Below are 12,839 nucleotides of genomic sequence, written 5' to 3'. Positions count from 1 at the left end.
GCGCGGCCGTAGCGTCACTGCCGGCCCGCCCCCTTGCCGCGGGCAGCCGACGGCGGCTAGCATCCCTCACCCGATCCCGCACGGCGCATCGTCATTTCCGCCCCGTGCCCATCCCGGAGGATTCATGAAACTTTCTGCCGCCATTTCCGCCCTTGCCCTTCTCGCCGCCGCCCCCGCGGGGATCGCCGCGACCGTTCCCGAGGGGACGAAACTCGCCGCCAACCAGAGCTATACCTTCTGGCTGCTCGACGCGATCAAGTCGATGGACCCGCAGATCAACACCGATGTCGAGGGCTCGGACGTCGTGCGCAACCTCTTCGAGGGGCTCTATAACGAGGGACCGAAGGGCGAGCTGGTGCCGGGCGTGGCGACGGGGTTCGACCTTTCGGACGACAAGACGGTCTACACCTTCCACCTGCGCCCCGAGGCGAAATGGTCGGACGGCAAGCCGGTGACGGCGCAGGATTTCGTCTATGCCTGGCGCCGCCTCGCCGATCCGAAGACCGCCTCGGAATACGCCTGGTACATGGAGCTGATGCAGGTGAAGAACGCCGCGGCGATCACCGCGGGCGAGAAGCCGGTCGAGGAGCTGGGGGTGAAGGCGGTCGACGACCACACGCTCGAGGTGACGATCGAGACGCCGCTGCCCTATTTCCCGCAGATGCTGGTGCATGGCTCGACCTTCCCGGTGCGCGAGGACGTGATCGCGAAATACGGCCAGGACTGGACCAAGGCCGGCAATCTCGTCGGCAACGGCGCCTATGTGCTGAGCCAGCACCTGCTGGGCGAGCGCATCGAGATGGACAAGGCGCCGACCTACTGGGATGCCGAGCACACCGTGATGACCCATCTCACCGCGCTGACGATCAACGACAAGAATGCCGCGCTGACGCGCTATCTCGCGGGCGAGCTCGACCGGGTCGAGATCCCCGCCGGGCAATATCCGCGGCTGAAGAAGGAATATCCCGATCAGGCGATCTCCTCGCCCTATTCGTGCAGCTACACCTATCTGGTGAACCTGTCCGACAAGGGGCCCGAGGCGCTGAAGGACGTGCGGGTGCGAAAGGCGCTGTCCTATGCGATCAACCGTGACGTGATCGTCGACAACGTGCTGCAGGGCGGCCAGAAGCCCGCCTACAACTGGACCCACTGGGCGACTGCGGGCTTCAAGATGCCCGATATCGACTATGCGCACTGGACCCAGAAGGAGCGCACCGAGAAGGCGAAGGAACTGCTCGCGGAGGCGGGCTATGGCCCCGACCACCCGCTGAAGCTGACGCTGAACTACAACACCTCGGACGATCACAAGAAGATCGCGATCGCGGTGCAGCAGTTCTGGAAGCCGCTCGGCGTGGCGCTGACGCTCAACAACATGGAGTGGAAGGTGCACACCGACAAGATGCAGAACCAGGACTTCGACCTCGCGCGCTATGCCTGGTGCGGCGATTACAACGAGGCCTCGACCTATCTCGACTTCTTCACCTCCTACTCCGGCCACAACAACGGCAAGTTCCTGAACGCCGACTATGACCGGATCATGAAGGAGTCGAAGACCGCGGCCGATCCGCAGCCGCTCTATACCCAGGCCGAGCAGATCCTGGCCGACGAGATGCCGCTCTTGCCGATCTATCACTATGCCAAGGTCGACATGGTGAAGGCCGACATCAAGGGCCTGCCGACGGAGAACGTGATGCAAACCTGGTACGGCAAGGACCTCTTCCGCGTCGCCAAGTAAACCGCAGCCCGGGTGCGGGGCCCCTTCCCCGCACCCAGCCACCCGGACTTCCGCATGATCGTCTACATCCTCAAGCGTCTGGCCATCGCGATCCCGACGCTCCTGCTGCTCATCGTCCTGTCCTTCCTGCTGATGCACGCGGCGCCGGGCGGCCCCTTCACCCAAGAGCGCGGCCTGCCGCCCGAGGTGCTGGCGAACCTGAACGCCAAATACGGGCTCGACCAACCGCTGTGGCGGCAGATCACCTCCTATGTCTGGGGCATCGTCAGCGCCTTCGATTTCGGCCCCTCCTTCGTCTACAAGGACCGTTCGGTGAACGACATCATCGCGCAGGGCTTCCCGGTGACGCTGACCTATGGCTTCCTGTCCTTCATCGCCGCGGTTCTGGTGGGCGTCACGCTCGGCACCATCGCCGCGGTGCGCCACAACACGATGATCGACTATTTCGCCGTGGGCCTGTCGATCGGCGCGCAGGTGCTGCCGAACTTCGTGATGGCGCCGATTCTGGTGCTGATCTTCACCCTCGCCCTGCACTGGCTGCCGGGCGGCGGCTGGCGCTTCAACGACCCGCATTTCTGGGTGATGCCGGTGATCGCGCTCTCGACCTCCTACATGGCCTCGATCGCGCGGATCATGCGCTCCTCGATGCTCGAGGTGCTGACCTCGAACCACATCCGCACGGCGCGGGCGAAGGGCCTGTCGGGCCTGCGCATCGTGCTGCGCCACGCGCTGAAACCCGCGCTTTTGCCGGTGATCTCCTATCTCGGGCCCGCCTTCGTGGCGATGATCACCGGCTCGGTGATCGTCGATATCTATTTCTCGACCGGCGGCATCGGCAAGGCCTTCGTCGACAGCGCGCTGAACCGCGACTATGCGGTGATGATGGGGATCACCATCCTCGTCGGCGCCCTCACCATCCTCTTCAACCTCGTCGTCGACATCATCTACGGATGGATCGACCCGAAGATCCGGTATTGAGCCCATGGTCATCGACAGCCAGAAAATGCAGTCCCTCGCCGCCGCCACCGCGCGCGAGGACATCGCCGGCCGCTCGCTCTGGGCCGATGCCCGGCGCCGCTTCCTGCGCAACAAGGCGGCGCTCTTCGGCCTTCTGCTCCTTGTCTGCGTCGTGCTCTTCGCGCTCTTCGGCAACAGCCTCGCGCGCTGGAGCAATGACGAGATCGACTTTTCCGTGATGGGCCAGGCGGCCGAGCTCGGCGGTCCCTCGCTCGAGACCGGCCATTACTTCGGCACCGACGACCTCGGCCGCGACCTCTTCGCGCGCACCGTGCAGGGCACGCAGATCAGCCTTGCCGTCGGCATCATCGGCTCGGCGATCGCGGTCGTCGTCGGCACGCTCTGGGGTGCAACGGCGGGCTATTTCGGCGGTCGCATCGACAACATCATGATGCGCGCCGTCGATATCCTGATCGCCATCCCCTACATGTTCGTGCTGATCCTGCTGCTGGTGATGTATGGCCGCTCGATCACCATGCTCTTCGCCGGCGTCGGTCTGATCTCCTGGCTCGAGATGAGCCGGATCGTGCGCGGCCAGACCCTGACCCTGAAGAACCGCGACTATATCGAGGCGGCGCGGGCGATCGGCGTGCCGGCGCGCACCATCATCCGCCGCCACATCCTGCCCAATCTGATCGGCGTCGTCACCGTCTTCGCCACGCTTCTGGTGCCGAACATGATCCTGACCGAAAGCTTCATCTCCTTCCTCGGGCTGGGCGTGCAGGAACCGATGACCTCGCTTGGCGCGCTGATCTCCGAGGGCTCGGGCACCATCGCCTATGGCACGCTGTGGCAGCTCGCCTTCCCGCTTCTCTTCTTCGTCACCACCCTCTTCGGCTTCTTCTTCGTCGGCGACGGGCTGCGCGACGCGCTCGACCCGAAGGACCGCTGACATGGCGCTGCTCGATGTGAACGCCCTCTCCGTCCGGTTCGACACGCCCGAGGGCATGGTGCATGCGGTCAACGAGGTCTCCTTCTCGATGGAGCGCGGCGAGACGCTGGGCATCGTCGGCGAATCCGGTTCCGGCAAAAGCCAGCTCAGCTTCGCGATCATGGGACTTCTGGCGAAGAACGGCCGCGCCACCGGCTCGGTCCGCTTCGAGGGCGAGGAGATCCTGAACCTGCCCGAGCGCGCGCTGAACAAGCTGCGCGCCGACCGCATCGCGATGGTGTTCCAGGACCCGATGACCTCGCTCAACCCCTATATGCGGATCTCCGACCAGATGGCCGAGGTGCTCGAGCTGCACCGCGGCCTCGACCATCGCACCGCGGTGGCCGAGGCGGTGCAGATGCTCGACGCGGTGCGCATCCCCGACGCGCGCAGCCGGGTGCGGCTTTTCCCGCACGAATTCTCGGGCGGCATGCGGCAGCGGGTGATGATCGCGATGTCGCTGCTGTGCCACCCCGACCTGCTGATCGCCGACGAGCCGACGACTGCGCTCGACGTCACCGTGCAGGCGCAGATCATGGCGCTTCTGGCCGATCTGCAGCGCGATTTCGGCATGGCGACGATCCTCATCACGCATGACCTCGGCGTCGTCGCCGGGTTTTGCGAACGCGCGATCGTGCTTTACGGCGGGCGGATCATGGAGGAGGCGCCGGTCGATCCGCTCTTTGCCGAGCCGACGCATCCCTACAGCCGGGGCCTTCTGGACGCGATCCCGCGGCTCGATGCGACCGACGCGGCGCTGCACGCGATCCCGGGCAATCCGCCGAACATGACCGGCGCGCCCATGGGCTGCCCGTTCGCGCCGCGCTGCACGCTGGCCGACGATCTGTGCCGGCAGACGATGCCGCCGCTCGCCCCCTTCGGCCCCGGCCGCACCCGCGCCTGCCACCGCCCGATCCTCGAGGTGACCCGATGACCCGCCCCCTGCTCGAGGCCCGCGACGTCCGGGTCAGCTTCGAGATCCGCCACCCCTCCGATCTGCCCTGGACGCCGCCCGCGCTGCTGCAGGCGGTGAACGGCATCTCCTTCCGCCTCGAGCGCGGCCAGACCCTCGGCATCGTCGGCGAGTCGGGCTGCGGCAAGTCGACCCTCGCACGCGCGCTGATCCGGATGCTGCCGGCGAGCGGCTCGGTGATCTGGGAGGACGGCACCGACCTCTTCACCCTCTCGCCACGGCAGATGCTGCGCTACCGCGCCGAGATCCAGATGATCTTCCAGGACCCGCTCGCCTCGCTCGATCCGCGAATGACGGTGGGCGAGATCATCGCCGAGCCGCTGCGCACGCACCGGCCGCGGATGAGCACGGCCGAGCGGCGCGAAAAGGTCCGCGCGATGATGGAGCGGGTGGGCCTGCTGCCCAATCAGATCAACCGCTATCCGCATGAATTCTCGGGCGGGCAGTGCCAGCGCATCGGCATCGCCCGGGCGCTGGTGGTCGAACCGAAACTGCTGATCTGCGACGAGCCGGTCTCGGCGCTCGACGTCTCGATCCAGGCACAGGTGATCGGCCTGCTCGAGGAGCTGCGCCGCGACCTCGGCCTGACGATCCTGTTCATCGCCCATGACCTGAGCGTGGTGAAGCATCTGTCGGACGAGGTGATGGTGCTCTACCTCGGCCGGATGATGGAGAAAGCGCCGTCTTCGACGCTGTTCTCCGATCCGCGCCACCCCTACACGCAGGCGCTGCTCTCGGCCGTGCCGATCCCCGACCCGCAGGTCGAACGGACGAAACGGGTGATCGCGCTCGAGGGCGACCTGCCAAGCCCGCTGCGCCCGCCCTCGGGCTGCGTCTTCCGCACCCGCTGCCCGCGCGCGGCCGGGCTGTGCACCAGCCCCCCACCCGAGGAGGCGACGGCGGACGCGCGCCATCACACCCTGTGCCATTTCCCCGGCCCTGCCGCCGAAATGATCGGCTGACGCCGCAGGCACAGACGGCGGGGTCAGTCGGTGAACAGCTCGACCCCGTTTCCGACTGCGACCGGCGGCGGGCACTGGATCACCATGGCTTCGCCCAGAAGGCGCTGCCGCACCCGCCCGGTCGTCGGCCAGAACTCGATCCGCCGGGCCTGGGTGCCGCCAAGGCTGCGGCTGACGCAGGCGATCCCCTCGCGGTCGAGGAAGTCGAGCACGAAATCGACGTTCTTCTGGCCGATGTCCGAGAGCCCGGCGATCATCCGCGCGCCGCCGAACACCTTTGCGTGCAGGTTCGGCCGATGCGCGCCGCGCTTGATCAGCGCATTGATCAGCAGCTCCATCGCATTGACCCCGAAACTCGCCGCCTGGATCGCGTCACCGCGCCCCTCGGGCAGCAGGAAGTGGTTCATCCCGCCGATCCGCGCCTCCGCGTCGAAAAGACAGGTGGCGATGCAGGAGCCGAGGATGGTCGAGATCGGCCGTTCGTCCGCGCCGACGACGAACTCGCCTTGCGCGATGTAGATCGGGCGGACCGGCATTTCCACGGGCGGCATTCTCCCTAGGCCAGGCGTCGGTCGGGGGCGCGGCACAGATCGAGGATCGCGGCCGACATCTCGGGCAATGCCACCGCCCGTTCCGCCGCCCCGGTCTCGAGCGCCGCGCGCGGCATGCCGAAGACGACCGAGCTTTCCTCGTCCTGCGCGAGGCAGCGCGCCCCCCCCTGCCGCAACGCCAGCATCCCCGCCGCACCGTCGCGGCCCATGCCGGTCAGCAGCACCGCGACGGTCCGCTCGGCGACCGGCACCGCCGAGCGAAAGAGCACGTCGACCGAGGGCCGATAGCCGCCGACCTTGTCGCCGCGCCGCAGCCGGCAGCGCGACGGCAGCCCCGGGGCCAGCTCGAGATGGGTCTCGCCCCCCGGTGCCAGCGCCACCATGCCCTGCACGAGCGGCTCGCCCTCGCGCGCCAGCACCATGCGCGGCGCGATCCGCCCGGCCAGCCGCTTTGCGAAGCTCGCCAGGAAACTCTCGGGCATGTGCTGGGTGATGAGCGTCGGCGGGCAATTTTCCGGATAGCCGGCAAGCAGGGTCTCGAGCGCGTCGACGCCGCCGGTCGAGGAGCCGATCAGCACGAAGCGGCCGTTCCAGTCAAAACCCGTCGCCGGGCTCACCTGCCGCCGCGGGCCGGGCGGGCGCAACCGCGCCCCGGCCGCGGCGACGAGCAGGTCGGCCAGATCGCCGAAGGCCGCGGCAAAGCGCCCGCTCACCGGCTTGCCGATGCACTCGACCGCGCCGAGTGCCAGCGCCTCGAGCGCCGCGCGCGAGCCCTTCTGCGTCTCGCTCGAGACCATCACCACCGGCAGCGGCCGCAGCCGCATCAGCTTTTCGAGGAAGGCGAGGCCGTTCATCCGCGGCATCTCGACATCGAGCGTCAGCACATCGGGCTGCAGCGCCTTGATCAGCTCGCGCGCCTCGTAGGGGTCGGCGGCCTCGCCCACGACCTCGAGCCGCGGATCGGGCCGCAGCACCGCCCGGATCAGGCCGCGGATCGTCGGCGAGTCGTCCACGATCAGCACCCGTTTCGGCAGCCGGGCCAGGCCCGGCGCGCCGCTCGTCTGGCGCAGCTCAGAAATCTTCCCAGTCCTCCTCCTCGATCGCGACGGCCGCCTGAGCCGTCGCCGCTGCGGCGCGCGCCACCGAGGCCTTGTGCCGCGCAAGGTCGATCGGTTGCGCCGTGGCGGGGGCAGGCTTGGCCGTGCCGCCCGCGGTGCGGAACTGCGCGGTGGTGACGGTCAGCGCCTGCGCGCCGCGGGTCAGCGCGTGGCTCGCGGCCGTGGTCTGCTCGAACATCGCGGCATTGTGCTGGGTCACCTGATCGAGCTGGTTCATCGCGGTGTTGATCTCCGCGAGCCCCGCCGACTGTTCCTGCGCCGAGGCGGCGATCTCGGACACCCGCGCGGCGATGTCATTCACCGAGCCGAGGATCCGCTGCAAGGCGCTGCCGGTCTCGCCCACCAGATCGACACCGCGCCGGACCTGGTTCGACGAGGCGGTGATCAGCGTGTCGATCTCGCGCGCGGCTTCCGAGGAGCGCTGCGCCAGCGCCCGCACCTCGGAGGCGACGACGGCAAAGCCGCGCCCCGCCTCGCCCGCCCGCGCCGCCTCGACGCCCGCGTTCAGCGCCAGCAGGTTGGTCTGGAAGGCGATGTCGTCGATCACCCCGATGATGCGCGAGATCTTGCGCGAGGATTCCTCGATCTCGCCCATTGCCGCCACCGCCTGCTGCACGATCTGGCCCGAGCTCTCGGCGCTTTCGCGGGCCTGGACGACGACCATGTTCGCCTCGCCCACCCCGGCCGCGGCCGAACTGACTGAGGAGGTCAGCTGATCGAGCGCCGCCGCCGTCTCCTCGAGCGTCGCGGCCTGGCGTTCGGTGCGGCTGCTCAGGTCCTCGGCGGCATTGGAGATCTCGCGCGCCTCGCCGTCGATCTCGGCGGCATTGTCGATCACCACCTGCACCGCCTGCGACAGCGTCGTCACCGCGCGGTTGAAATCCTGCCGCAACTGCTCGTATTCGGGCGGGAATTCCGCGTCGAGCAGGCTGCACAGGTCACCGGTCGCCAGCCGCTGCAAGGCCACACGCAGCCCCTCGACCACCTGCTTCTGCCCGGCCTGCATCGCCTCGTTGCGCTCGTGCTCAAGCTGCAACTCCGCCTGGGCCTCGGTCACGTCATTCGCGATCAGAACGATCTTCAGCAGCCGGTCGTTGCGGTCGGGCACCGGGGTGACGCTGCCCTCGGCCAGAAGGCTGCGCCCGCCGGGGGCCGTGAGCCGGAACCGCCCGACGATCGGCTCGTGCTTTTCAAGCCGCGGCCAGAACCCTTCGAGCCCATCGCTGCCCTCGAGCACCGCCTCGTGCGGCAGACCGAGCAGCGCCTCGGCCTCGACGCCGAGCGCCGTCACAAGGTTCCGGTTGACCCGTGTCAGTTCGCCGCCCGGCGCGAATTCGAAGATCAGCTGGTAATCGTCGATCGCCGCAAGCAACGCGCGGTTCATCCGCAGCTCGGTGACATCGCGCCATTCGACGACATAGCCGATACGCCCCTTTTCGGGCTGGGTGATCTCGGTGATGTCGAGACCGAAGCGCCCTTCGCCGACGACGATCTCGGCACGATAGGGCAGGTTCGCCGAGTCACTCAGGATGGCGCGGGCATAGGTGGGGGTGCGGTGGAACATGTCCATCGACTTGCCGACCAGCGCCTCGGCGTCGATCTCGGGGGTCACCTGGCGGAAGTCCTCGATCCGGGAGCGGATCATCTTCACCACCGCCTCGTTGACGTAGCGGATGTTGAACTCCGCATCCACCATCATCATCGCCGCCGAGGAGGCACGGAAGGCCGTGCCCTGTGCCGCCGCCACACGCCGGGCGACCTCGGCCTCGGCGAGGTCGTCGCGCAGCGCGGTCAGCGCCCGGGCGATGTCGCCGATCTCGTCACCGCGCTCGCCGTCGCGGACCTCGGCGTCATAGACGCCTTCCGAGATCTTGCCGATCGTGCCGGTGAGCCGGCCGAGCGGTTTCGAGACCGAGCGCGCCATCCAGGCCGACAGCCCGCCCAGCAGCACCAGCAGCAAGGCGCCGTTCAGCGTCAGCCGCCGGGCCAGCGCGCGGGCGGGCTCGAACAGCTCCTGCGTGCTCTGTTCGACCACGGCGGCATAGGCCTTGCCGAAAAGCGTGAAGGGCGCAAAGACCGCCATCACCTCGGCGCCGTCGACGCCGGCCTCGATCACATGCCCGCTCTCGCCCGCCAGCGCCCGTCGCACCGCCGCGGTCTGCAGATCCGGGCCGCCGGCGGCCGGGGTGCGGCGCAGCGTGCTTTCAAGCGTCTGGCCGGCGCCGACGACATAGCCTTGCCCGCTCTCGCCCAGGGCACGCGGATCGGCCATCACCGCCGAGAGCGGATCGGCCGAAGCCTCGAACACCAGAACGCCGAGCAGCAGCCCCTCGGAGCTGCGCAGCGGCCGGGCGAGAAAAACCACCCCCGGCGTGCCCGGATGCCCCGGGTCACGCAGGAAGCCGGACGCCACCGGCGCCTCGCCCGTCGTCTGCTGTGCCGCCTCGACGATCTGCGCCAGCGGGCCGCCGCGGGCCGGTCCCTCGCGCAGGTTGGTGGCGAAATCATCTTGCTTGCCCAGCGAGTAGATCACGTTGCCGGTGACGCTGACGAGATAGATGTCAACCAGATGCTTCTGCTCGGCCAGCGCCACGAACCCGGGATGATAGCGCCGGTGCAGGATCGTGTAATCGTTCACCTCGCCCGGATAATCGAGCTTGTAGCGCTCGGCCGGCGGGTTCGGGTTCGCCTCGATGAAGGCCTTGCGCAGAGCGTCCTGCGGCGTCTCGCCAAGCCGGTCCCAGGCCGCGCTGAACTCGCGCAGCGAGCGGGCGGTGCCGGCATTGCGGGCGGTTGCATGCAGGTCCGACGTCAGCCCAGCGGCCCAAGCCTCGAGCGTGCCGACCCGCGTGTCAAGGCTCTGCTGCAGCCTGTCGGTGCCTTCGCTGGTCAGGATCTTGCGCGCCACCCCATAGGAGGACACGCCCATGATGGCGAGCGCCACCACCGAGATCGCCACCAGCATCAGCGGCAGCCGAATACCAAGTTTGATGCCCTTCAGAACCTTCATGCCTTCGCCTCCGAGGGCGCGCACAGCCTTGCGCACGCCGATCACCACTTCGCGGACTCCGCGCGAGCGACGATGGCGGGAACTGCTGAAGATTCCTTTAAGCTCGATGCCCTGGCGTCAAATTGTCAGCGCCGCGCGCAACAGGCCGAAGCGGCGGGAAAATTCCGAACGGCCAAGCCCGTCCTGCGTCACCCGCCCGGGCGCGCGTGCCGCCAGGCCGAGCACCGCCGGGGCCTGCCAGCCGGGCAGCATGGCGCGGCGCACCGGCGCGGGGGCGCGGCGCAACTCGGCGCGCGCCGCGGCAAGCTCCGCCAGCGCCGCCCGCGCCAGCCCGGCAATCGCCTCGGGCGCCGCATCGGGCAGCGGCGCACGGCCACGGGCGCGCAGCTCGGGCACCGCGCGCAGCCACGCCGCCAGCCCCGCCGCCGCCCCATAGCGCGCGAGTGCCGCCTGCGCCGCCGCATCGGCGCCGAAGACCACGCCCGCCGCGCGAAACAGGGTGCCCGAGGTCTCGGCCAGATAGGTCGAAAGCTCCGCGGCATCGGCAAAGGGCTCGTTCCAGCAATCGCGCCGCCGCGCCTCGGCGAGCGCCATCAGATGCGGGGCGGCCGCACGCAGCGGCACCAGCGCCGCGCCGATCTCGTGGCGCGGGGCATGGCCCTCTTCCGCCAGCGCCTCGAGCGCATCGACCCACCATTGCAGCCGCATCTCGGCGACCATCGGCTCGCTCGAGGCCCACGGCGCACGGGCGATCTCGAGGTTCGCGGCATAAAGCGGCCACAGCCGCGCGCGTTCCGCCGCCGGCACCGCCATCGTCGCGGCGAAACGGTCGGGATCGCCCGCCTCGACCCGCGCCGCGGCGGCGGCCACGCTTTGCCCGAGATCGCTCATACCGGCTGCGCCCCGTCGCGCGCGAGCTTCCAGGTGATCGCGTCGAGCAGCGCCTCGAAGGAGGCGTCAACGATGTTCGGGCTCACCCCCACCGTCGACCAGCGCAGCCCCTTGCTGTCCTCGCTGTCGATGATGACGCGGGTCACCGCCTCGGTGCCGCCATGGGTGATGCGGACCTTGAAGTCGACGAGCTTCATGTCCTCGATATGGCACTGATAGGGGCCGAGGTCCTTCGCCAGCGCCTTCGAGAGCGCGTTGACCGGACCGCCGTCGGAGCCGTCGGCGACGATCCCTTCGGACACGCTCAGCCGCCGCTCGCCGCCGATGTTGACGACGACGACCGCCTCGGAGAGATGCCCCATCCGGCCGCGCGCATCGCGCCGGCGCTCGACCGTCACGCGATAGCGCTCGACCGAGAAGAACTCGGGCAGCAGGCCCAGCTCGCGCCGTGCCAGCAGCTCGAACGAGGCCTGCGCGCCGTCATAGGCATAGCCGCGGTCCTCACGGTCCTTGATCTCGTCGAGGATCGCGCCGAGGCGGGCGTCCTTCGGATCGACCTCGATCCCCATCGAGGCCAGACGCGCGCGCAGGTTCGACTGCCCGGCCTGGTTCGACATCGGGATGAGCCGCGCATTGCCGACCAGCGCCGGGTCGATATGCTCGTAGGTGGTCGGGTCCTTGAGGATCGCCGAGGCATGCAGCCCCGCCTTGTGGGTGAAGGCCGAGGCGCCGACATAGGGGGCCGAGCGCAGCGGCACCCGGTTCAGGATGTCGTCGAGCTGGCGCGAGAGCTTGGTCAGCCCGGCCAGCGCCGCATCGGTGATCCCGGTCTCGAGCTGCGACCGGAACGGCTCCTTGAGCAGCAGCGTCGGAATGAGCGAGGTCAGGTTCGCGTTGCCGCAGCGCTCGCCCAGACCGTTGAGCGTGCCCTGCACCTGCCGCACGCCTGCGAGCACCGCGGCAAGCGAGCCCGCCACCGCCTGCCCGGTGTCGTCGTGGCAATGGATGCCGAGCCGGTCGCCCGGGATCCCCGCCGCGATCACCGCGGTGACGATCGCGCCGATCTCCGGCGGCTGCGTGCCGCCGTTGGTGTCGCACAGCACGATCCAGCGCGCCCCGGCATCGCGCGCCGCGCGCAGGCATTCGAGCGCATAGCCCGGGTTCGCCTTGTAGCCGTCGAAGAAATGCTCGGCGTCGAACAGCGCCTCGCGCCCCGCCGCCACCACATGCTCGACCGAGGCGCGGATGTTCGAGATGTTCTCGTCGAGCGCCAGGCCAAGCGCGGTGGTGACGTGATAGTCATGCGTCTTGCCAACCAGACAGACCGCCGGCGTCGCGGCGTTCATCACCGCGGCCAGCACCTCGTCATTCGCCGCCGAGCGGCCCGAGCGCTTGGTCATGCCGAAGGCGGTGAAGGTCGCGCGGGTCTCGGGCCGTTCGGCGAAGAACTCGCTGTCGGTCGGGTTCGCGCCGGGCCAGCCGCCCTCGATATAGTCGATGCCGATCGCGTCGAGCGCCCGCGCGATGGCGATCTTCTCGGAGACCGCGAACTGCACGCCGGCGGTCTGCTGACCGTCGCGCAAGGTGGTGTCGTAAAGATACAGTCGCTCGCGACCCATGGCTGGCTCCTCCCGCCCCGTCAATTCCGCTG

At 68.9% G+C, this 12,839-nt stretch carries 10 protein-coding genes; 5 read left to right on the top strand and 5 right to left on the bottom strand.

The features are described from left to right. Positions 1-124: 124 nt before the first annotated feature. From EOW66_RS05485 to EOW66_RS05465, 5 genes are read left to right on the top strand one after another with little or no spacing between them, the layout of a single operon-like run. Complete coding sequence (locus EOW66_RS05485; RefSeq protein ID WP_128155426.1) at positions 125-1,735, top strand: peptide ABC transporter substrate-binding protein; 1,611 nt, start codon at positions 125-127, stop codon at positions 1,733-1,735. Positions 1,736-1,789: 54 nt separating this feature from the next. After that, on the top strand, positions 1,790-2,713 hold the full coding sequence (gene oppB / locus EOW66_RS05480) for an oligopeptide ABC transporter permease OppB (protein WP_128155425.1): 924 nt from the start codon (positions 1,790-1,792) through the stop codon (positions 2,711-2,713). 25 nt (positions 2,714-2,738) lie between these two features. After that, entirely contained in the window at positions 2,739-3,644 is a 906-nt protein-coding gene (locus tag EOW66_RS05475) for an ABC transporter permease subunit (RefSeq protein ID WP_239017504.1), read from the top strand. A 1-nt stretch (position 3,645) separates the two neighbouring features. Continuing rightward, positions 3,646-4,617 carry an oligopeptide/dipeptide ABC transporter ATP-binding protein gene (locus tag EOW66_RS05470; RefSeq protein WP_128155423.1) on the top strand — a complete coding sequence of 324 codons (972 nt, stop codon included), beginning with the start codon at positions 3,646-3,648 and terminating at the stop codon, positions 4,615-4,617. Continuing rightward, the gene (locus tag EOW66_RS05465; RefSeq protein WP_128155422.1) at positions 4,614-5,618 is read left to right on the top strand and encodes an ABC transporter ATP-binding protein; all 1,005 of its coding nucleotides are present in this window, start codon (positions 4,614-4,616) and stop codon (positions 5,616-5,618) included. The genes EOW66_RS05470 and EOW66_RS05465 overlap by 4 nt, the downstream gene beginning before the upstream one ends. Positions 5,619-5,641: 23 nt before the next feature. Here EOW66_RS05465 and EOW66_RS05460 read toward each other — a convergent pair whose 3' ends face one another. From EOW66_RS05460 to cimA, 5 genes are all read right to left on the bottom strand, one after another. After that, positions 5,642-6,154 carry a chemotaxis protein CheD gene (locus EOW66_RS05460; protein ID WP_239017513.1) on the bottom strand — a complete coding sequence of 171 codons (513 nt, stop codon included), beginning with the start codon at positions 6,152-6,154 and terminating at the stop codon, positions 5,642-5,644. A 20-nt stretch (positions 6,155-6,174) separates the two neighbouring features. Then, positions 6,175-7,182 carry a chemotaxis-specific protein-glutamate methyltransferase CheB gene (cheB, locus tag EOW66_RS05455; protein WP_239017503.1) on the bottom strand — a complete coding sequence of 336 codons (1,008 nt, stop codon included), beginning with the start codon at positions 7,180-7,182 and terminating at the stop codon, positions 6,175-6,177. 58 nt (positions 7,183-7,240) lie between these two features. Further along, a complete protein-coding gene (locus tag EOW66_RS05450; RefSeq protein WP_128155420.1) occupies positions 7,241-10,297 on the bottom strand; it encodes a methyl-accepting chemotaxis protein in 3,057 nt (1,018 codons plus the stop codon). Positions 10,298-10,414: 117 nt separating this feature from the next. Next, on the bottom strand, positions 10,415-11,188 hold the full coding sequence (locus tag EOW66_RS05445) for a squalene/phytoene synthase family protein (RefSeq protein ID WP_128155419.1): 774 nt from the start codon (positions 11,186-11,188) through the stop codon (positions 10,415-10,417). Further along, complete coding sequence (cimA, locus tag EOW66_RS05440; RefSeq protein ID WP_128155418.1) at positions 11,185-12,807, bottom strand: citramalate synthase; 1,623 nt, start codon at positions 12,805-12,807, stop codon at positions 11,185-11,187. Before cimA ends, EOW66_RS05445 begins: the two co-directional genes overlap by 4 nt. Positions 12,808-12,839 lie beyond the last annotated feature (32 nt).

Origin of the sequence: Paenirhodobacter huangdaonensis (assembly GCF_004022465.1) — a bacterium.
Lineage (GTDB): Bacteria > Pseudomonadota > Alphaproteobacteria > Rhodobacterales > Rhodobacteraceae > Rhodobacter > Rhodobacter huangdaonensis.
This window is presented reverse-complemented; position numbering and strand designations above follow the sequence as displayed.